Source organism: Streptomyces sp. NPDC001889 (assembly GCF_053594535.1).
Map to the genome: position 1 here is coordinate 12,858 of NZ_JBSFER010000002.1, position 20,639 is coordinate 33,496.

16 protein-coding genes are annotated in these 20,639 nt (G+C 74.8%); 10 read left to right on the top strand and 6 right to left on the bottom strand.

Annotated elements, in window-relative coordinates; translation table 11 throughout:
• Positions 1-32: 32 nt before the first annotated feature.
• The 3 genes from ACWCRA_RS01950 to ACWCRA_RS01960 all read right to left on the bottom strand — a co-directional run bounded on the left by ACWCRA_RS01950 (position 33) and on the right by ACWCRA_RS01960 (position 3,977).
• Positions 33-1,145 (bottom strand): WD40 repeat domain-containing protein, encoded by a 1,113-nt coding sequence (locus tag ACWCRA_RS01950; protein ID WP_351552789.1) that lies wholly within the window; start codon positions 1,143-1,145, stop codon positions 33-35.
• A 379-nt stretch (positions 1,146-1,524) separates the two neighbouring features.
• A complete protein-coding gene (locus tag ACWCRA_RS01955) occupies positions 1,525-2,109 on the bottom strand; it encodes a hypothetical protein (protein WP_451066632.1) in 585 nt (194 codons plus the stop codon).
• Positions 2,106-3,977 (bottom strand): alpha/beta fold hydrolase, encoded by a 1,872-nt coding sequence (locus ACWCRA_RS01960; protein WP_451066633.1) that lies wholly within the window; start codon positions 3,975-3,977, stop codon positions 2,106-2,108. Before ACWCRA_RS01960 ends, ACWCRA_RS01955 begins: the two co-directional genes overlap by 4 nt.
• 765 nt (positions 3,978-4,742) lie before the next feature.
• Between ACWCRA_RS01960 and ACWCRA_RS01965 the strand changes: the two genes are divergently transcribed.
• The 8 genes from ACWCRA_RS01965 to ACWCRA_RS02000 all read left to right on the top strand — a co-directional run bounded on the left by ACWCRA_RS01965 (position 4,743) and on the right by ACWCRA_RS02000 (position 15,188).
• Positions 4,743-5,351 carry a response regulator transcription factor gene (locus tag ACWCRA_RS01965; RefSeq protein ID WP_351552780.1) on the top strand — a complete coding sequence of 203 codons (609 nt, stop codon included), beginning with the start codon at positions 4,743-4,745 and terminating at the stop codon, positions 5,349-5,351.
• 461 nt (positions 5,352-5,812) lie between these two features.
• A complete protein-coding gene (locus tag ACWCRA_RS01970; RefSeq protein WP_451066634.1) occupies positions 5,813-8,872 on the top strand; it encodes a BTAD domain-containing putative transcriptional regulator in 3,060 nt (1,019 codons plus the stop codon).
• Positions 8,873-9,352: 480 nt separating this feature from the next.
• Positions 9,353-10,642 carry a PP2C family protein-serine/threonine phosphatase gene (locus ACWCRA_RS01975; RefSeq protein WP_451066635.1) on the top strand — a complete coding sequence of 430 codons (1,290 nt, stop codon included), beginning with the start codon at positions 9,353-9,355 and terminating at the stop codon, positions 10,640-10,642.
• Positions 10,643-10,791: 149 nt separating this feature from the next.
• Positions 10,792-12,381, top strand: coding sequence for a sensor histidine kinase (locus tag ACWCRA_RS01980; RefSeq protein ID WP_451066762.1), 1,590 nt, complete (start codon positions 10,792-10,794; stop codon positions 12,379-12,381).
• Positions 12,378-12,824 carry a response regulator gene (locus ACWCRA_RS01985; RefSeq protein ID WP_351552768.1) on the top strand — a complete coding sequence of 149 codons (447 nt, stop codon included), beginning with the start codon at positions 12,378-12,380 and terminating at the stop codon, positions 12,822-12,824. The genes ACWCRA_RS01980 and ACWCRA_RS01985 overlap by 4 nt, the downstream gene beginning before the upstream one ends.
• 231 nt (positions 12,825-13,055) lie before the next feature.
• On the top strand, positions 13,056-13,646 hold the full coding sequence (locus tag ACWCRA_RS01990; RefSeq protein WP_451066636.1) for a hypothetical protein: 591 nt from the start codon (positions 13,056-13,058) through the stop codon (positions 13,644-13,646).
• Positions 13,647-13,885: 239 nt separating this feature from the next.
• Positions 13,886-14,500 carry a hypothetical protein gene (locus tag ACWCRA_RS01995; RefSeq protein ID WP_351552762.1) on the top strand — a complete coding sequence of 205 codons (615 nt, stop codon included), beginning with the start codon at positions 13,886-13,888 and terminating at the stop codon, positions 14,498-14,500.
• Positions 14,501-14,549: 49 nt separating this feature from the next.
• Positions 14,550-15,188 carry a class F sortase gene (locus tag ACWCRA_RS02000; protein WP_351552759.1) on the top strand — a complete coding sequence of 213 codons (639 nt, stop codon included), beginning with the start codon at positions 14,550-14,552 and terminating at the stop codon, positions 15,186-15,188.
• Positions 15,189-15,379: 191 nt separating this feature from the next.
• On the opposite strand, the gene ACWCRA_RS02005 is transcribed toward ACWCRA_RS02000, so the two are convergent.
• Positions 15,380-16,576, bottom strand: coding sequence for a cytochrome P450 (locus ACWCRA_RS02005; protein ID WP_351552756.1), 1,197 nt, complete (start codon positions 16,574-16,576; stop codon positions 15,380-15,382).
• Between the two features lie 489 nt (positions 16,577-17,065).
• On the opposite strand from ACWCRA_RS02005, the gene ACWCRA_RS02010 reads away from it, so the two are divergent.
• Positions 17,066-17,656: an RNA polymerase sigma factor gene (locus tag ACWCRA_RS02010; protein WP_351552753.1), complete on the top strand. Its 591-nt coding sequence runs from the start codon at positions 17,066-17,068 to the stop codon at positions 17,654-17,656.
• Complete coding sequence (locus tag ACWCRA_RS02015) at positions 17,653-17,919, top strand: hypothetical protein (RefSeq protein WP_351552750.1); 267 nt, start codon at positions 17,653-17,655, stop codon at positions 17,917-17,919. Before ACWCRA_RS02010 ends, ACWCRA_RS02015 begins: the two co-directional genes overlap by 4 nt.
• 384 nt (positions 17,920-18,303) lie before the next feature.
• Here ACWCRA_RS02015 and ACWCRA_RS02020 read toward each other — a convergent pair whose 3' ends face one another.
• Both ACWCRA_RS02020 and ACWCRA_RS02025 read right to left on the bottom strand, forming a co-directional pair.
• Positions 18,304-19,932: a multicopper oxidase family protein gene (locus tag ACWCRA_RS02020; protein ID WP_451066637.1), complete on the bottom strand. Its 1,629-nt coding sequence runs from the start codon at positions 19,930-19,932 to the stop codon at positions 18,304-18,306.
• 93 nt (positions 19,933-20,025) lie between these two features.
• Positions 20,026-20,559: a hypothetical protein gene (locus ACWCRA_RS02025; protein ID WP_351552744.1), complete on the bottom strand. Its 534-nt coding sequence runs from the start codon at positions 20,557-20,559 to the stop codon at positions 20,026-20,028.
• Positions 20,560-20,639: the final 80 nt, after the last annotated feature.

The window sequence follows — 20,639 nt, forward strand, 5'->3', positions numbered from 1 at the left end:
GGCCCCTCGGGGTTCGGCTCCCGCCCCCGCGGTCAGGGGAGACTGCGGAGGAAGACATCCGTACGGCCGTTGGTGTCACCGGGCACGATGTCCTCCGCCGCGGACTGGAAGACCACCTCGCGCCCGCCGGCGCTGACCGCGTCGATCCCGGCCGTGGCGGGCTGGGCGGAGACGGTCGCGTCGGTGCCCGTCCGCAGATCGCGCAGGGTGAGCGGCGACGGTCCGCTCGTGCCCGACGGGGCGTACAGCAGAAAGCGGCCGGTGGGATCGATGGCCACGCCCCGCACATCCGGAACCGTCCGGGCCGTGCCCGAGGCGGTGTCGTGGACATAGGTGTCGGCGCCGGAGAGATAGACGACCGTGCTGCCGTCGTCGCTGAGCTGGACGAGGGTCGCCGCCCTGGCGGGGCCCTCGATCGGGCCGACGGGGGTGCCGGTGGTCCGGTTCCACACGAAGACGTCCTGTTCCCCGCCGTCCTGGTAGGCGAGGTGGTGGGCGTCGTCGCTGAGGGACGGCCGCGACGGGTGGGTGTTGTGGAGCACGTCGACGGTGTACGTGTGGTTGCTGACCCAGTCGACCACCTCGATGCGCTGGTTGGGCTCCGGCGGCCTGAAGCGGACGCTGTAGGCCAGGCGCAGACCGTCCGCGCCCAGCGACATCTCACAGTTGTAGGCCGTGCAGCTGTGGCCGATCGACTCTCCCGTGCTCACCCGGTGGAGGCGGATGTGCTCGTTCCTCATCCATTGCACCGGATAGCCGGCGAACCCACCGTCACCGCTGATCGCCGCGGGTTTCAGCGGCTCCTCGTGCCCGAGCCGCGTGGTCTGCCCCGCCTGCCGGTCGCGGAGGTACACCTTCCTGGTCGCCGTCGTGCCGCCGGGGATGAGGTTTCCCGCCGACGACGTGAAGACGACCCGCCGGCCGTCGGGCGTGATCGAGGCGTCGACGGAGTGGCCGTCGCCCTGGGTGCCGTCGGTCGCGACGCTGAGCCTCTCGACCCCGGCCGCCCGGACACCGGCGGGGCCGGCCGCGGCGGCCCCCGGCGGCACCGCGGTGACCGCGAGGACGGCGACCGCCGCCGCGCTCACAGGGGTCCGCAGACGTCTGGTGGTGCCCTTCGTGCCCCGGTGCGTGATTCCTCTCAACTTCTCCCCCAGACGGGTTCCGCCTCCGGCTCCCCACCGGAGGACCACCAGCATGCAACCGCGCCGGAACGGTGGGGTCAATGCGTCGGATGACGTAGCGGGGACCCGCGCCGGCCCGGCGCGGCGCGCGGGCCGCCCTCGACCGCCGCCCTTCCCCGGGACCCCGGCCGGAACCGCGAGCGGGGCGTTCACCCGTCGCCCGTCCCGGCCTGCCGCGACGGGAGGCGCGGAGCGCGCCACCGCTGCCTGGCCCGCGCCGTGACCCGCCGCCAGGAGGCGGACGGCGGATCGCGGGCGGCGCGCCCGGACGGCCCCCGGCGATGGCGTCGCCGGGGGCCGTCCGGACCGGTCGGCCCCGTGAACGGACGCGCCGAAGCCGCTACTTCCCCTGCGCGGCGACGATGCGTGTGCGGGGCAGGGCCGAGGTGTACGGGGAGATGAACTGCCACTCCGCCTTCTCGTCCAGGTCGTACCCGGCGCTGCTGACGAGGGCGAACTGGAAGCCCTTGACGTCCTCGCCGCCTCCGGACTCCCGGATCTCGCGGCGCAGGAAGTCCACCAGGACGCGGTAGGAGGGCCGTTCCCGGACGGTGGAGAAGCCCTTGTCCACGACCCGCAGGATGTCGCTGCCCAGATCGAACACGGCCTTCGGGACACGGCGGTCGGGATACCACGCCACCTGCCGCGCCTTCCGGTCCCGCACCGGCGGTACCACGCTCCACGCGGAGGTCTCGCCCGTGTGGGAGAGCGTGCGGTGGATCAGCTCGGAGTCGTGCACGGACGGGTGGGGGGCGAAGAACCGCCAGTTCGGAATGGTGCCCAGGTGGTCCTTCCGCCGGGAGCGCCCGAAGAGTTCGTCGGGGTGCTGGGAGACGGCGGTGAGGGCGAGCGCCGCGGCCCCCGCGACGCGCCAGCCCGCGCCGGGGCCGCGCACGGCGTCCTTGAGTATGCCGGTGACGGTCATGTCCTGACTCCTTCTGTCGGTTGTCCTGATCGGTCGGCGGCCGCGAAGGCCGCGATGAGACGGGCGATGTCGAGGGCGTGCGCGGGCCGGGTGAGCAGGTCGTCGCGCCCCGCGTCCTCCAGCACCACGCACGCGCCGCCGCGCAGGTGGGCACGGACCAGGGCGCGGTGGAACAGCGGTTGTCCGGGGTCGCCGTCCACCGTCCGCCGGGCGGAGACGACGAGAGCCCGGCCGGGCGCGGCGGGGAGTTCCCCGGGGCCGGAGCGGAACTCCCGCTCCGCGGCCTCCCACTCGCGGGCCGCCGCCCACCACATCCGGCTGTCGGCGAACTGCGCGCGGGCGCGCGGGCGCGCGGCCCTGGGGAGGTCGCCGATCCAGTCGGGCGGCGAGAGGAGGAACCCGGTGCCCAGCCGCAGGAACCAGGCCATCCGCCGGAGGCCGCTCACGTGTTCCCCGGCGTCCCGGGAGCGCCGTGGCGGGCGGGGCGGTCCTGCGGGGTGGCCGGGGTCCAGGTACACGACACCCTCCAGCCGGTCGCCCAGGAGCGGTGCGGCACGCCGGACGATCTCCCCGCCCAGGGCGTGTCCGGCCAGGATCACCCGGCGCCCGCCGGTCACCTGTGCCTCGACGAGGTCCACCAGATCCCGGACGGACTCCGCCAGTCCGTAGGGGCCGGCGGCCCGGCGGGACGAGCCGTCGTATCCGGCGCGGGCGTAGCCGAGCAGTCCCAGCCCCGAGGTCTGCCGCAGTCGCTCGACGATCCGGGAGAAGTGCTCCGGGGGCGCGGCCGGACCGGTCTCGAACACCACCACCGGCCGGTCCGGTTCGCCCTCGGCGTGGTGTTCGTACCGCAGGAGGTTCCCGGTCCCGGTCACGAGCCTACGGCTGCCCGGCGCGCCCGCGAGGACGGTCAGCCGGCGTCGTACGGCCGTGGTGGCGGCGCCCGCGACCGTCACGGCCGCCGCGGTGACCAGGAGCGGGAGGACGCGGTCGTCGCGGCGGGCGCCGACCGGATGGGAACCGGGGACGGCGGTGTAGGCGACCAGGGGGAGCATGGAGCCGAAGGCGGTGAGGAACCGGGGCAGGCCCATGACATGGGCGTTGACCGAGTGGAAGAGCACCATCGCCGTGATCACGGGGCGCGCGGGGCGTCCGCCGCAGGTGTAGAGAAGAGGGAATCCGCACTCCAGCGCGACGACCGAGCGGGTCAGCAGCCGGGCGGCCCCCGGGTGCCGCCTGGCCCGGGCCCACAGACCGGCGTGACCGTAGGTGCGGGTCCGCAGCACCCCGGACAGGGCGGTGCCGTCGCGCCACTCCCGTCCCAGGAGTTTGACCCAGCCGGACGTCGCGTACGCGAGGTTGGCCTGGGCCGCGACGTACCAGACCAGGGCGTCCTTGGCGGCGTCCGAGCGGACGAGCCCGGCGGCACCGGTGGCACCCTGGACCAGGGCCACCACCTGGTCGGAACCCTCGGCGCCGAAGACATGACGGGGCGACAGCAGGGCGCCGGAGACGGCGAGACAGAGCCCCGCCGCGCCCCGCCATCTGCCGTCGCCGGGCGCCAGCAGCGCCGCCGCGAGGGCGGCCCGCCCGAGATGGACCGCCGCCGTGGCACGCGGCTCGGAGACGAGGTCGAGGAGCCCGCGCAGCAGGGGACCGGTGTCCTGGCACGTGTCCCGGAGGATGGACCAGTCGTTGAGCCCGCCCCGCTCGGTCTGGCGGCGCTGGGTGAGGTACTCCAGGGACGAGTGGAGTGTGGTGAGAGCGCTCAGGCGCTCGGCGACGGCCAGAGCGCGGTCGCGGGTCGGCCCGGTGGGTGTGAGTGCGGCCCGGGAGAGGCCGCGCAGGGCCCGCACGGATCGTCGCATACCAGTCCCTCGGCGAGTGGTGCCTGGACCACCGTCCGGCACGGTGCCGGACGGTGCGCGGAGCGGCCCTCGCGTCGCCGCCGTACAGCGGCGACGGCGGTCACAGAAGTGCGTGACGCCGCGCGGGAGCCCGTACCGATCGGCCGCCCGCCGCGCCGATCGCGGTGTGACGCCGGTCTCCCACGGATGAAAGCAGCGCCGGAACGCGGGCGATATGACGCGGGTCACACGGCTGACCGGGGGTGACGGCTCCGGATGGATGACATCCGGCAGGGGTCCGCCATGACGGATGTCAGGCCGCCCCGTACCCCGTCGCGCCGCCCGGCTCCGGTGCGGCCGGCGCCGTGACGGGCCGCGATGTGCCGGCGGATTCGCGCATGTGAGCCATGCCACACGCCTGGTCGGTCCGGGGGGTGGGGACGGGAGGTCCGGAGACGGATCTGAACGGGGGCGCCCGGCCTCGCGTGCCTCTCCATGAGGATGGGCCGGGCACGCCCGCCGCGCCCGGCGCCGGTGTCCCGTATGGCGGGAACGTGCTCCGCGCGGGCTGTCGCCGCGCTGGGCGGCGCGGGGCCGGGGTCCCGGTGTACGGGCGCGCCGCCGTGGCCGCCGGGCGGGTGCGGCACCGGGGCGTCACCCCGCGCCCCGGCCGGGTCCGGGTCCGTGCGCGCCGGTGAGGGCGGGGCCGGCCCGACAGGAGGGGGCGGGCGCGCGGTGCCCGCCGTCCTCGCGTTCCGCCCCGAAGGGATGGGAGAGGAGAGCCGGATGAGGATACGTGTGCTGATCGTCGACGGTGAGCGACTGGTCCTGGAGGCGCTCTCGGCCATGCTCGCCGAGGAGGAGGACCTGGACGTGGTGGCCCAGGCCACGACCGCCGCCCGCGCCTGCGACCTGGCTCGCCGGCTGACCCCCGATGTCTGTGTCCTGGACCTCAACACCCCGGACCGCGAGGGGCTGGGAATCGTCCGCGAACTGGGCCGGGCCCTGCCGTCCCTCCGGTGCGTGGTGGTGACCTCCCGCACCGCGCCGGGCCATGTCAGGGCGGCGCTCCGGGCGGGCGCGCGCGGCTTCGTCCCGAAGACGGCGTCCGCGCGGGAGCTCGCGGACACGATCAGGGCCGTGCACCGGGGCGGCCGCCGTGTCGACGCCGATCTGGCGGCCGAGACGATCTGTGCCGGGGACTCCCCCCTGACGCCGAGGGAGACGGACATCCTCTCCCTCTCGGCGGACGGCGCCCCGATCGCCACGGTCGCCCTGCGGGCGGTCCTCACCCAGGGGACCGCCCGCAACCACCTGTCCAGCATCACGGGCAAGCTCAAGGTGGCCAATCGGCACGAAGCCATCCACCTCGCCCGGCGGCGCGGCTGGATCTGAGCCCGCCGGACGCGGCGCCGCGCGGCGCCGCGCGACATCCCGCGCTTCCGGACGGCGCGGTCGACGGCCCCGCCGGTGAACATCCGGAGCGGGAGGCGCCGGGGCGCGGGGACCGCGCGGCGGGCCGGGACCCGAGGTCGCGGCGCGCGGGGCCGGGGCGGGGAGCTGCGCTGGTGCTCGACCGTTTTGTGGGTGGCGCGGCTGGGGTTCGGGTTGCCGTGGGGTGCGGGAGGGTCACCGCCGGCCGCCGCCGGTTCCCCCGTACCGGAAGGGCGGTACCACCCGGCGCCGGGGCCGCGAGGGCCGGCGCCGTGGGCCGGGGCTCCTCCGGCCCGGCCCGGGGGCGCCCCCGCCGCCTCCGCGCCGGGAGGTGTCCGGGGGATTCGGATGCGGCCCGCGCCCCCGGGCACTTCCCGGGGAAATGTTGAATCGGGCTGCCGAGAGGGGTTTCCCGGACTAGCGTGCCCGCCGAAGGGCGGTGGACGGTGGTGGAGTTCGGCGTACTCGGGCCGATCGAGGCGCGGGCGGACGGCGGCCTTGTCGACCTGGGGCACCCACGGCAGCGGTGTGTGCTGGCCGCCCTGCTCGTGGATGCCAACCGGGTGGTGCCGGTCGATGAACTCATCGGCCGGGTCTGGGCGGACTCCGGACCCCAGCGGGCCAGGGAAACCCTGTACAGCTATCTCTCACGGCTGCGGCGGGCCCTGAGCGCCGCCCACGCGGAGGCGCGGATCGTGCGGCGGAGCGATGGCTATGTCCTGGAGGCCGATGCGGCCACGATCGACCTCCACCGCTTCCGGGAGCTGATCGCACGCGCCCGTACCGCCGATGACGAGCGGGCATCGGCGCTGACGCGGCGGGCGCTGGGGCTCTGGCGGGGCGAGCCCTTCGCCGCGGTCGACACCCCATGGTTCGGCGAGCTGCGCCGGACACTGGAGCGCGAGCGGTTCGCGGTGGAGTCGGACAGTCTCGACCTCGACCTGCGCCGCGGCCTCCACGGCGGTGCGCTGCCCCGGCTCACCGCCCGGGCGGCGGAGTATCCGCTGGACGAGCGACTGGCCGGACAGCTGATGCTCGCCCTCTGCCGGAGCGGGCGCACCGCCGACGCCCTGGCCCGCTACCAGGACATCCGGCACCGGCTGGCCGAGGAGCTGGGCATCGACCCCGGCGCGCCGCTGCGGCGGCTGCATCAGCAGATCCTGGTCGCCGATCCGGCGCTCGACACCGCCGCGGCGCTCGGCACAGGGCCTGCCCCGGCCGTGGCTCCGGCCCCGGCCCCGGCGCGGGTTTCACGGCCGGTGCCGCGCCAACTGCCCCCGCCACCGGCCGCGTTCGTGGGACGGCACCGAGAGATGGCGTTCCTGGACGACCGGCTGAGGACACCCATCGGCACGGACCGGGTGATGGTGATCTCGGCGATCGGGGGCGCGGGCGGGATCGGCAAGACCTGGCTGGCGCTGCGCTGGGCCCATGACCACCTCGCTCACTTCCCCGACGGCCAGCTGTACATGGATCTGCGCGGCTTCGACCCCTCCGCCGAACCCGTCCCCCCAGCGACAGCGGTGCGCGCCTTCCTCGACGCCCTGGGCGTCGGGCCCCAGGAGATTCCCGCCGACCCGCACGCCCAGGCGGGCCTGTACCGCTCCCTGGCCGCCGACCGGCGGCTGCTCATCCTGCTGGACAACGCCCGTGACACCGATCAGATCCGCCCGCTGCTGCCCGGCGGTGCCCACTGCACGGTCCTGGTGACCAGCCGCGGCCACTTCGACGCCCTCCGCGCCACCCATGGCTCCCGCGGTCTGACCCTGGACATGTTCGCGGCCGACGAGGCCCGTGAGGTCGTCGTCCGTGCGCTGGGCCGGGACCGGGTGGCCGCCGAACCGGAGGCGGTGGCGGGACTGCTGCGCCTGTGCGCCGGGCTCCCCCTGGCCCTGGCCATCGCCGCCGCCCGGGCCGCGTCCCGTCCGGACTTTCCGCTCGCCGCCCTGGTCACCGAACTCCAGGACGCCGGCGGCCGGCTGGACGCCCTCAGCGCGGGAGACCTCACGACCGATCTGCGGGCCGTGATGGAGACGTCCCACCGCGCCCTGGACGACAGCGCGGCGGAGGTCTTCGCCCTGCTGGGTACGGCCCCCGGACCGGACATCTCCTTGCCCGCGGCGGTCGCGCTCACCGGGCTGCCGCTCCGCCGCGCCCGTCTGGTGCTCCGCGCCCTGGAGGCGGCCCACCTGGTCAGCCAGCACGTACCGGGCCGCTACCGCATGCACGACCTGGTCCGGCTCCACGCCGTCGAACGCGGCCGGGACCTGCCGCACGCGTCGCGCGACGCGGCCGGTGCGCGGCTGTACCGCTGGTACCGGGCCGCGCTGCTCCGGGCGGTGACCGAGGTCGATCCGCTGAGCGAGACCCGCCCCGAGGAGTCGGCGGAGCCACCGCCAGGAGTCCCCGCGTTCGAGAGCGCCGACGCCGCCTGGGCCTGGCTGGACGAGGAGTACACCCATCTGACGGCACTGCTCGCATCGGCGGCGGCGCGGGGGCGCCACTCCTGGGTGGTCGAACTCGCCCTCGCCCTGCGCATCCCCTTTCTGCACCGCAGACGCATACCGGACTGGATCGGCGTCTACACCGTCGCCGCGCGGTCCGCCCGGCACACCGCCGACGCCAACGCGGAGGCCGAGCTGCTGGCGAACATCGCGGTTGCCCACTGCCTCGGCGGGCGGACCGAGGAGAGCCTGCCCTGGTTCCGGCAGGCCCTCGCCGCGTACCGCGCGACGGGCAACGACGCCGGGGCAGCGGGGGTGGCGGGAAACCTCGGGAACGCCTACGTCCTGCTGGCCCGGTACGCGGATGCCGAGCGGACACTCGACGAGGCGCGGGACGCCTTCCACCGGCTCCGGGCCCTCCGCGGCGAGGCCAACGCCCTGAACAGCCTGGGCCGGCTGGCCACCCTGCGGGGTGCCACCGCGGAGGCGCTCCGGCGGCTGGACCGGGCCGCCGAGCTGTTCCGCGAGGCCGGCGACGGCTACGGGCTCGGCCACTGTCTGGTCAACAGCGGAGCGGCCCGGGGCGACGCCGGGGAGTGGGGGCCGGCCGTGCGCTGCCATGAGGAGGCCCTCGCGCTCTTCCGGCGGACCGGGGACCGGGGAGGCGAGGCGGAGGCGCTCAGCAAGCTGGTCGTGTCCCGGGTGCACCAGGACCCCGGGACGGCCCGGGACGTCCTGCCCGAGCCGCCCCTGGTCCTGCACGAGCGGGCGCTGGCGCTCGCCCGCACCGCCGGTGACCTGGCGCTGGAGGCCGAGATCCACAACGACACCGGCCGTACGGCGCTGCTGCTCGGCGACCCGCGGACCGCGGAGCTGCACCACCGCTGTGCCCTGGGCATCGCGGGCAGCCACCGGGAGGAGGAACTCAGGGCGCACCAGGGTCTGGGGGACGCCCTCCACGCACTGGGCCGTACCGAGGAGGCCGACCAGGAGTGGGCGCGGGCCCGGCGGGTCCGGGGTCTGTACGGACTTCGGTGACGGTGCCCGGCGGTCGGCCCGGTGCCCCCGCCCCCGTCCCCGCCCCCGCCCCCGTCCCCGCCTCCGTCTCCGTGCCCGTCTCCGTGCCCGTCCCCGTCCCCGTGCCCGTCCCCGCGCCCGTCCCCGTCCCCGTGCCCGTCCCCGCGCCCGTCCCCGTCCCCGTGCCCGTCCCCGCGCGCGGGCCGTATCCGCTTCGCCCGGCTCCGGCGCGGCGCCGCCCATCTCCCGGCAGGGTGGAGCCGGGCGGTTCCCCCTGCCCCCCGCCACCGGCCGCCCCGACCGCCCGCGCCCGACCGGGCCACGCGGGCGCGTACGCCGTGCGGGCCGTCCCCGCCGTCCGGGCCCCCGCGCGATGTCCCGTGCTCCCGCACGGAACCCTCCGGTTCTCAATTAGGCTGCTCGGTGTTTGTCCGAATCTTCACCGTGGCGGCCGCGCGCCCCATGAGCTGGAGTACCCGCCAGCAGAAGGAGCGTGCCGAGATGGGGTTCGAACCCGTGGGGGCGGCGATCACGGGCGGTGCGGGCAGACCGGTCCCGCCGCAGCCCGGCCCCGCCGGGACGGCCCCGCGCCACTCCGCCACGGCCGTGCCCCACGCCCCCGCCTGGCCGGAGGCGCGTCCGACGGTGCTGCTGATCGAGGACGACCCCGGCGACGCCCTGCTGGTCGAGGAGCTGGTCACCGACAGCGACATGGCCCTCGACCTGGGGTGGGCCCGCAGCCTCGGCGAAGCGCTGCCCCGCATCCGGGAGGAACGCCCGCACTGTGTCCTGCTGGACCTGCACCTCCCCGACGCCCAGGGTCTCCAGGCCCTGGAACGCGTCATCGAGGTCGCCGGCACCTCCGCCGTCCTGGTGCTCACCGGACTGGCCGAGGAGCAGGCCGGACTGGCCGCCGTCACGGCCGGCGCACAGGACTACCTGGTCAAGGGGCGGCTGGAGCCGGACCTGTTCGCCCGCGCCGTCCGCTACTCCATCCAGCGCAAGCATGCCGAGCTGGCCTCGGCGGCGCTCCAGGCCGAACGTCTCCGCGCGGAGGAGAACAGCCGTCTGGAGCGCGGCCTGCTGCCCACACCCCTGCTCCGCGACGACCGGATCAGGGTCTGCGCCCGCTACCGTCCCGGCCGTGCCCACGCCCTCCTCGGCGGTGACTTCTACGATGTGGTGCAGACCAGGGACGGGGTGACGCACGCGGTCATCGGGGACGTCTCCGGGCACGGCCCGTACGAGGCCGCCCTCGGCGTCTGTCTGCGGGTGGCCTGGCGCTCGTTCGTCCTGGCCGGGGTCCGCGGCCAGCGGCTCCTGGAGCTGCTGGAGGAGGTCCTGGTCGCCGAACGCTCGGGCCCCGAGATCTTCGCCTCCCTCACCAGCCTCACCCTGCACCTCGGGGAACGCCGGGCGGAGGTGCTGCGCGCCGGCCACCCCGGCTTCCTGATCCGCTCCGCCGCCGGCGTCCGGCACCAGGACGCTCCCCCCGGCCCGGTGCTCGGACTGCTGCCCGAAGCCGCCGAGTGGCCCGCGACCCGGCTGGAGCTGCCGCTCGACGGGGCGATCACCCTCTACACCGACGGCCTGATCGAGGGCCGTACCGGAAACGGCCCCGACCGGCTGGGCGAGGAAGGTCTGCTCGCTCTCGCGCGGCGCCTCGACGCACTCCCCTCCGAGGCGTTCGTCGACGGGCTGATCGACGAGGTCCGGGCGCTCTCCGCGGAATCCGGCGGGCACACGGACGACACCGCCCTCCTGCACCTGGACTGGAACGAGCCGACGTGACCACCCGCACCACACCCCATGACCCCACCACCCCCGCCACCCCGGCGCCCGGGGCGACGGCCGCGCGCGCCGGGACCTCCGCCACCGGTCCCCGGCGCGCGTTCCGGGGACTCACCGTCCAGGCGTGGTTCCTGCTCGCTCTGCTGGTGATGGGCACGGTCACCGCGGTGGCCGGTACGGTCGGCGCCGTGGCCCTCAACGAGACGGAACGGGCCAACGCGCATCTCGTGGACGACATCGCCCCCGCGCGGGCCGAGGCGTTCCAGCTCAAGGCGGCCCTCCTGGACCAGGAGACCGGCGTGCGCGGCTATCTGCTCACCGGTGACCCGGCCCTTCTGGAGCCCTACCACCGGGGTCTGGCCGCCGAGGGGGGCATCCGCGACCGCCTCACCGATCTCTTCCGGGCCGATCCCGGGCCCGCCGCCGACCTGGAACAGGTCGAGCGGACCGCGCACACCTGGCGCACCCGGTTCGCCGAGCCCGCCATCCGGGCGGAGAAGACCCGCGCGCCCTTCGCGCACAACGCGGGGAAGGCCGGCTTCGACGAGGTCCGCGCGGCCCTCGACGCCCAGCAGCGGCGGCTCCAGGCCGAACGGGAGCGGGCCCGCGCCGAACTCACCCGGGCCGGCGACCGGCAGGACCTGGCCCTCGCCGTCATTCTCGGCGCCTTCGTGGTCACCGCCGGAGGTCTGGCCGCCCTGATCCACTACGCCGTCGGCCGCCCCCTCACCGCGACACGGCTCGCCACGCAGCGTGTCGCCGATGGCGCGTTCACCCATCACATCCCGGAACGCGGCCCGGCCGACCTCCAGGCACTCACCCGCTCGGTCGAGGCGATGCGGGAACGGATCGTCACCGAGCTGGACACCTCCCGCCACAACGAGGAGACGCTCGCCCGGCAGGCCGCCGATCTGGAGGAGCAGCGCATCGAACTGGAGCGCTCGAACTCCGAACTGGAGCAGTTCGCCTATGTCGCCTCGCACGACCTCCAGGAGCCGCTGCGCAAGGTGGCCTCCTTCTGCCAGCTCCTGGAGCGGCGCTACGGCGACCGGCTGGACGAACGCGGCACGCAGTACATCTCCTTCGCCGTGGACGGGGCCAAGCGCATGCAGGTCCTCATCAACGATCTGCTGACCTTCTCCCGGGTCGGCAGGCTCCACGACAGCGTCCGGACCGTCGCCCTGGACGAGTCGCTGGACCGGGCGGTCCGGGATCTCTCGGTCGCCATCGCCGACTCCGGCGCCGAGATCGTCGTCCCGGACCCCCTGCCCGCCGTCCAGGGCGACCCCACCCTGTTCACGATGCTCTGGCAGAACCTCGTCGGGAACGCCGTCAAGTTCCGCAGCCCCGACCGCGTTCCCCGGATCGAGATCACCGCCGGCCACAGCGCGGAGGAGGGGGCCACCGGAGTGTGGACCTTCGCGGTGACCGACAACGGCATCGGGATTCCGGGCGAGTTCGCGGACAAGGTCTTCGTGATCTTCCAGCGGCTCCACAGCCGGGATGTCTACAGCGGCACCGGCATCGGACTGTCGCTCTGCAAGAAGATCGTGGAGCACAGCGGCGGCCGCATATGGGTGGACCAGGAGTACGGGGACGGCACCCGGATCGTCTTCACCCTGCCCGCAGCGCCCCCCGCCCCCGGCGCGGAATCCGATGACGGCAGCCCGGCCGCCTCGGCGGTTCCGGCGCCTCCGTCAACCCGCCCGACCGAATCCCACGGAGGAATCACCCCATGAGCACGCTCCCGCACCGCCCCGTCGAAGTCCTCCTCGTGGAGGACGACGCGGGCGACGAGCTGATGACCCGGGAGGCCTTCGAGGACAACAAGATCGGGAACACCCTCCATGTCGTACGGGACGGGCTGGAGGCCCTCGATTTCCTCTATCGCCGCAAGGAGCACGCGAACGCTCCGCGCCCGGATCTGATCCTGCTGGATCTCAATCTGCCCAAGTACGACGGGCGCCAGGTACTGGAAAAGATCAAATCCGACGCGGAGCTGAGTCACATCCCCGTGGTGGTCCTCACCACATCGGCCGCCGAGGAGGACATCCTCCGCAGCTACCGGCTCCATGCCAACGCCTATGTGACCAAGCCCGTCGACCTCGACCAGTTCATGAAGGCGATCCGGCAGATCGACGACTTCTTCGTCACCGTCGTCAAACTGCCCCGCTCCTTCTGACCCGGCTCCGTGATGGCCCGGCCCGCCTCCCGGGGCCCGCGCGAAGCGGCTCCGGGCGGCGAGCCCGGCCATCACGCCCTCGGGCGCTCCTCGCGGCGGCCTGACCACCGAGATGCCCCGGCCGCCGCGACGGGGACGGCAGCCGGAGGGCCCGGGTCGTCCCGTGCGGATCGGGCCGGGCCCGCGAGCCCTGGTGCCTGATCCGGCCGATCCGGAAGAGACTCCCCGGCCGTGCCGGGCGACGATCTCGCGGACGCCGGACAGGTCCGCTTCCCTCTCCTTCTCGTCCTCGTGCCGGCCGTCCCCGTCCAGGATCGCCACCACGGTCTCCGGGGTGAAGCCCCGGCCGAAGCGGCGGACGCTCAGGCAGTAGGCGAAGCCGGACTCGCCGAAGAGGCCGCAGCCCTCGCGGCGGCAGTGCTCCGCCAGACCGTCGGACACGTGCCGGCGCGTACCGTCGTACCGGACAACACCGCCCGCGCGGTGAATCGTCCGGCCCGTGGCGGAGTCCGTGAGGTTCAGCGACTCGTCGTTCTCGGGACGGTCGCGGACCAGGGCGACGAGGGCGTCGGGGACGCCCCCGCAGAAGGACTCCTGGAGGGCGAAGTCCTCCTCGGCGTACGGATTCAGCGCCGACTCGTGGTCGAACGTCAGCAGCAGCACGCGACCGTCCTCCGCGAAGTACCAGACCGCGGACTGGCCGCCGCCGTCGTCCCAGGCCGGACGGCGCGCGCCGGTCACCGTCACCGGGTCGACCCCGGCGATGCCGTCCATGACGGCCGCTCGGCGCCGTACTTCCGGGAGGGTGTCCACCGCCTCTGACACGGCCGTCCTGGTGCGCGCGGCCGGTGCGCGCGCCCCGGCGGCCCGATGCCCGGTGGTCCGATGCCGGGCGACCGGCGGCCCGGCGGCCCGGCTCCGGGCGGCGTCGCGGATGTCCGCCAGTCGGGCGATTTCTCCCGCTTCACCGGCGTTTCCCGCCCCGCTCCCCGGCCGCCCGTGCCTCCCTTGGACCGTCACGCGATTAGTACGACAATCATTCCGGCTTGAAGGAGCCCACCATGCACATCCCCCATTCTGTCCACCCCCGCGGCACCCGCACCTCCGCGGCGGCGGCGGTCGTACTCGCCGCGGGGCTCGCTCTGGCCGCCGCGCCCGCCGCGTACGCGGCACCGGGAGACAGCGGCGACCTCACCATTCTGGCCTCCGGCGCGGGCTGGGGCGCCCAACGCGACGGCGCGGTCTGCAAGTTCAAGCTCGTCGCGGACAACTTCGAAACCCTCCCGGCCATCGCCTGGACGATCACCGTCCGCCCGCCCACCGTCCCACCCGGTGACACCCTGACCGGGAATCTGCCCCTCGACCAGGGCAGGGCCCGCAGCAACGAGTACCGGCTGGCCGACGGTACGTACCAGCTCCAGTGGACGGTCCCCGGCGGTGTGACCAAGCAGAAGACCTTCGTGGTCCACTGCGACGAGGGCAAGAACCCCGGCCGGACCTATGAGAAGCCGTCCGGCCCCGTGCCGGCGGGCGGCGGCGGCGTGCCCACCGTGGAGAGCGCCGCGTCCCCGGCGGAGATCGGGACGGCCACCGCGCTGGTCGCCGGCGCGGCGGGTGCCGCAGGGCTGGTGCTGGCCCGCAGGGCAGCGCGACGCCGCTCCCGTGGCGAGGCCTAGCCGGCCCTGCCGGCGACGACGGGGACCGAGCCGCGCATGCCGTCTCACCATGACGCTGTGCGCGGTCTCCTCCCTGGTGACCGGCATCGTCTGGGTGAGCGGGGAATCGCCCGGGACGATGTCCGCCGCCCGCGGCTCCGACGCCGCGGGCGGCGCGCCGCCGCCGTCCCCAGAGGACCCGCACCGGCCGCCGGAGAAGGCGGCGGCGTCCCACGCGCCGCTGTCGCCCTCCCGCCCCGTGAAACTGTCCATCCCCGCCATCGTGATCGAGGCCCCGCTCCTCGGTGTCGGCCTCGACACCGAGGGCCGCCTCGGCGCGCCCCCGCTGAGCAAGCCCAGGGCCGCCGGCTGGTACCGGGGCGGCCCCTCCCCGGGAGAAACGGGTACGGCTCTGATCGTCGGCCACCGGGACACCCGGACAGGAGCCGCCATCTTCCTCAACCTCAACGCGCTGAAGCGGGGCCAGAAGGTCGAGGTCGTCCGCGCGGACCGGCGTACGGCGGTGTTCACCGTCGACGCCGTCAAGACCTACAAGAAGAGCGAGTTCCCGGACGACACGGTGTACGGACCTGCCGCCCGCCCGGAACTCCGGCTTCTGACCTGCGGCGGACGCTTCGACAAGAAGTCCGGCTACTCGGCCAACGTCGTGGTCTTCGCCCATCTCACCGCGCTCCGAAAGGCGGCGTAGAGGGCCCCGGGCCCTGAGCCCTGAGCCCTGAGCCCCGGGCCCCGGGCCACGGGCGAAGTCCATGTCCGTACCGCGCCGTTGTCCGCGCCGGCCGAGGGACACCATCGTGCGCCCGCAAGCGCTGGAACGGCTGAACCGGGAGGCCGGCGGGACCCTGCCCGGCTCCCGGATCACCCGCGGCGCGGCGGCCGTCAGCCCGCGACGAGTTCCACGGGCAGCTCGACGGCGGCCCGCACGATCAGACCGTCCTTCCAGCGCAGCTCGTCCAGTGGCCCGGAGGGAGCGAGGGCGGGGAAGCGGGTGAACAGCGAACGCAGGGCGACCTTGAGTTCCATCCGGGCGAGCTGGGCCCCCAGGCAGAAGTGCGGGCCGTGGCCCAGCGCCAGGTGCGCGGCCGACCCGGGGCGCGCCAGATCGAGCCGGTAGGGGTCGGGGAAGGCCGCCGCGTCGCGGTTGGCCACCGCGACCATGGGAATGACCACCTCACCCGCGCGCACCCGGGTCCCCTCCAGCTCGATGTCCTCCAGGGCGATCCGCGGCAGGATTCCATCGGTCATCTTCGAGTGCCGCATCAACTCCTCGATGGCGGCGGGCCAGAGCTCGGGCCGCTCCTTGACCAGCGCCAGCTGATCGGGATGGGCGAAGAGGGTGATGAGGGAGTTGCTGATCTGGTTGACGGTCGCCTCGTGCCCGGCGAGCAGCAGCCCCTGCACATTGGTGACCAACTCGGCGTCGGACATCACCCGCTCCCGGTCGTTCGTGGCGACAAAGGCCGAGATGAGTCTGGAGTCGGGGTGGCGGCGGCGTTCCTCGATCAGCTCCCCGACGTAGGAAGCGATCGCCGCCAGGGCGGCCGCCAGCTCCTCCTGGGCGTGGGCATGGACCGAGAGCAGCGGGAAGGTCCACGCCCGGATCTGCTCCCGGTCCCGGTGCGGTACCCCGAGCAGCTCGCAGATCACCATGATCGGGAGTGCCGCGGTGAAGGGCCGGATCAGATCGCCGGGCAGCTCCAGCGCGTCGAGGAGTCCATCGGTGGTCCGCTGGATCGCGGGCTCCAGACCGCGGACCATCCGTGGGCTGAACGCCCCTGCCATCAGGCGCCGGAAAGCGGTGTGCACGGGCGGGTCCAGGCTCGTCAGGACCCCGGGAAGGTTGTTGACGCGCAGGAGGGCCGGCAGCTCCGCCTCCAGGGCCGCGGCCCGGCTGAAGCGCGCGTCCCCGAGGACCTGGCGGACCGCCCGGTGGCTGAGGGCGAGCCAGATCTCGATCTCCTCCGCGCCCGTACCGGTCCGCGCGCGCACCACCGGCCCGTCCTCCAGCAGCCTCATTCCCCGGGGGCAGTGGTCGGAACTGACGGAGTCGATGAAGGGATAGCTGGGCAGCGGCACGGGTGGCCTCCTGTCTCGGGGTCCTCCTGGTGACCACGGACCGCGGCCCGGCGCGGTTTGAGGCGTCCCGTACCACCACTCGTTTCCGGCCATCCCTCCACCGGGGACCTCGGGAACACCGCGACACGGGACGGGTGTCCGTGCCGCCGTCGTTCCGCGCGACCGCGCGGCACCGTTCCGCGAGGCGTTCCGGCGGGTCTGCGCCGGAGGCGCGGAGGGCGTCCGGACGGGCAGCCACCGGCCCGCGGCCCGCGCCGCCGGAGCCGGAGCCGGAGCCGGCTCCGTCGCCCGAGCCGGTGGGAGCCGTGCCCCGGCCGCCGTCGCGCGGTCCGTGAATCCTTTCGGACCCGCCGCGCCTCTTCTTCATGTGCCCACACCATGGTGGGCACGGAACACGGAGGTAATCCATGCTCGTCGGTGCCGTCATCACAGCGGCTGTCCTCATCTGCCTCTGCGCCGTTCTCGTACTCCGCGGGCGGGGGCGTTCCCGTGGCTGACCCGACCTGGCCCGGCGAGCGGCTGGTCCTGGCCGCGCAGCGGGGCGACTCCGAGGCGACCGCCGCGCTGCTCTCCGGCTCCCACCCGCACGTGCGGCGCTTCGCCCACTCGCTCTGCGCCTCACCGGAGGACGCCGAGGACGCGGCGCAGGAGGCGCTGATCATCCTCTACCGGAGGATCGGGATGCTCCGTGCCTCCGGGGCGCTGGCGTCGTGGATGTTCCGCATCGTCCGCAACGAGTGTCTGCGCCGCGTACGGCGGCTGCGCCGCCCGGAGGACCCGATGGGCGCCGGCGCCACAAGCACCGCCGGTCACTCCGCCGCTTCCGCACGGCGATCCGCCGAGGACGAGGTGCTGGAGCGGCTGGAGGCGGACTGGGTGGTGAACGCGATTCTCGCGCTCCCCGCCGACCAGCGCAGGGTGCTGATCATGCGTGATGTCCAGGGAGAGAGCGGCCGGCGGACCGCCGACGCGCTCGGCCTCACCACCGCCGCGATGAAGTCCCGCCTCCACCGCGCCCGTGCGACGCTGCGCGAAACCCTGCGCGACGGTTCCGGTCCGGCTCCGGGGGAGCGCCGATGACCACCGGCCCCGCCTTCGCGAGCACGTCGGTGCCCCGGCACCTGGCGCGCGGCGCGGCGGGCTTCGGCGCACTGGCCGGTTCGGTGCTCCTCCTTCCGGCCATCGGCCCGTGGAGCCTGCTGCTGGCTCCGCTCGGACTCCTCGCGCTGCGCGGCTGTCCGCTCTGCTGGACGATCGGGCTGGTGCGGACAGTGTCGATGGGACGGTGGAAGCGGTCCTGCGCGGACGGGCGGTGCGAACTCACGAGCACCGGACACCGCTGACCCGCGCCAGGCCAGGGTTGGCCCCCCTGCGGGGCCTCTCCCAGGGCCGGGAAGGCGACGGCCGGCCGGGCGCGGGGCGCGCGGCCGGTTCCCGCGAGGGAAGGCCGTGTCCGGAGGCGATGGGTCCGCGCCCCTGACCCCGGGCGCCCCCGGCCGGGGATCGACGGGCCGCCGCAGAACCTGGGTCGTCTCTTTCGGATCGTGCCAGGGCTCGCGAGCCCTGGTGCAGACCCCGCTCACCGATCCGGCCCGATCCGAGAGAAACTCCCCAGGCCGGCTCCGGGTTCGCAGATCCCCCGCCTCCCGGACGCCGCGACGCGGGCCCGGGCTCTCCGAGGAGCCCGGGCCCGTGGCGCCGTTGGCGCGGGGCCCGCGCGGCGGGGGCTACTTCCGGTAGCCGAGGGTGGTCATCATCCCCGCCTCCGCGTGGTAGACGTTGTGGCAGTGGATCATCCACAGCCCCGGGTTGTCGGCGTCGAAGTCGACGGTCAGGGTGCTGCCGGGGAGCACGATCGCGGTGTCCTTGCGCGGTCCGCCGGGGACGTCCGCCAGGGCGAAGGTGTGGCCGTGCAGATGGACCGGGTGCCACATGGAGGTCCTGTTGCGGAAGACCAGCCGTACCCGCTCACCGGCACGGACGGCGTGGCGCGGCGGTCCGGGGGCGTACGGCTCGCCGTCGAAGGCCCAGTCGTACCTCGCCATCCCGCCCGTCAGTACGATCTCGGCGGTGCGGTCCGGCGCCCGCCGGGGGAGTGCGACCGAGGCGTGCGCCCGCAGCTTCCCGGCGGTCAGCAGCCGCCCGTCCAGCTCCTTCGGGCGTACGGACGCGGTCGGCGCGGAACCGCCGCCGGTGCGCAGCAGGGCGAGGGCGGCGGCCTTCTTGCCCTCGGCGACGGCGGTGAGGGGGAAGACGCCGTCGCCGGCGGTCACCAGGACGTCGTAGCGCTCGCCCATGCCCAGCAGCAGGGCGTCGGTCCTCGCGTGGCGGACCGGGAAGCCGTCGGTGTGGGTGACGGTCATCTCGTGGCCGCCGAGGGCGACGCGGAAGGCCGTATCGCCGCCCGCGTTGATGATCCGCAGCCGGATGCGGTCGCCGGGCTTCGCGGCGAAGGAGGTGGGGGCGCCGGGGGTGCGGCCGTTGACCAGATAGTGCGGGTACGCCACGTCCCCGGCGTCCCCGCCGAGGAGATCGCTGTTCGCGCCCATCATCATCCGCGACGGGCCCCCGGGGTCCGGAGCGCTCGTGCCCCGGGTGAGGGACACACCGGTCATGCCGTGTCCCTCGTGGCCGCCGCCGCCCATGCCCTCGCGGAGTTCGGCCAGGACGGCGTCCGGTGTGGAGCCGTCCACACCGTCGACCCAGTCGTCGAGGACGACGACCCACTCCCTGTCGTACGCGAGGGGCTCCTTGGGGTCCTCCACGATCAGCGCCGCGTACAGGCCCCGGTCCTGCTGGACCCCGGAGTGGGGGTGGAACCAGTACGTCCCCGGGTGGGCCAGGGCGAAGCGGTGGAGGAACTCCCCGCCCGCCCGGACGGGCCGCTGGGTGAGCCCGGGGACACCGTCCATGTCGTTGCGGAGGGCGAGCCCGTGCCAGTGGAGGGAAGTGGTCTCGGGGAGGTTGTTGGCGAGGGTCAGGGCGAGGGTCTCCCCGGCGGTGGCCCGGATCTCCCGGCCCGGCAGCCGGTCGCCGTAGGCCCAGCTGCGGACGGTCCGCCCGCCGATGTCGAGCCGCGCGGGGGTCGCGGTGAGCCGCACCTTCCGCTCGGGGCCGCCGCCGCGCTCCGCCTCGGCGGCGGCGACCTCCGCGCCGTCGGGCGCGACGAACTCCCCGGACCCGGTGGCGCTCCCCGGGCTCGTGGGCCTCCCGGCGGGCCCGCCGCCCCCGTGCCCGGTGTGGCTCCCGCCGGAGCCGGAGCCGGAGCCCGCGCCGGAGCAGGCGGCCAGCAGGCCCGACCCGGCGACGGCGAGTGATGCCGTGGTCATGGAGCGGCGTGTGATGTGCGTACGCATGAGTGGGTGCACCTCGTGGTGGTGTCGGAACAGGGCATACGGACGGGCCGTGCCGGCCGCCGCCGGGGGAGGCGGGGGCGGCGGGACGGCGGTCTAGGTCCGCAGGACCGACAGCTGGGCGAGGAGCGTCCGGGGCGAGGGAGGGGCGGGGGCCGGCGCCGGGGCGCGCGGCATCGCCGGGCCCGCCCGTTCGCGCCGCCGGGCGCCGCGCGGGAGCCGGCGGCCGGCGGCGACGAGCAGGACGGCAGCGCAGGCCCCGAGGACCGCGAGGCAGACCATCGCCGAATCCATGCCGTGCTCCCCTGGTGCGGGGGCGGGTTCGGGGGTGCCGTGACCGGCGGCGGGTGCGGGTCCGTGGTGCGGTCCGAGCGTGACGACGGCACCGGAATCCGGCTCGTGGCCGGTGATGGTGACCGTGCCGGCGGCGAAGAGCGGAGCCGTGGCCCGGGCGGGTGTGCCGTGGCCCGGGGGCGCGAGGACGGCGGCGGGTTCGGAGGCCGGCCCGGCCGGGATGGCGGCGCGGGGCCCGGAAGGATGGCCGAGGGTGTGCATGGCGGCGATCCCGAAGAGCAGCAGGGCGACGAGGAGCAGCACGCGCGCCGCCTGTGCTCCCCGATCCGATCCCATGGCGCACAGCATACCCCTAGTGGGTATGTGTCCCGTTGTTTCCCCCGGGTGGAAGGGGTCGTCGCACTCCCCGCGCGCGC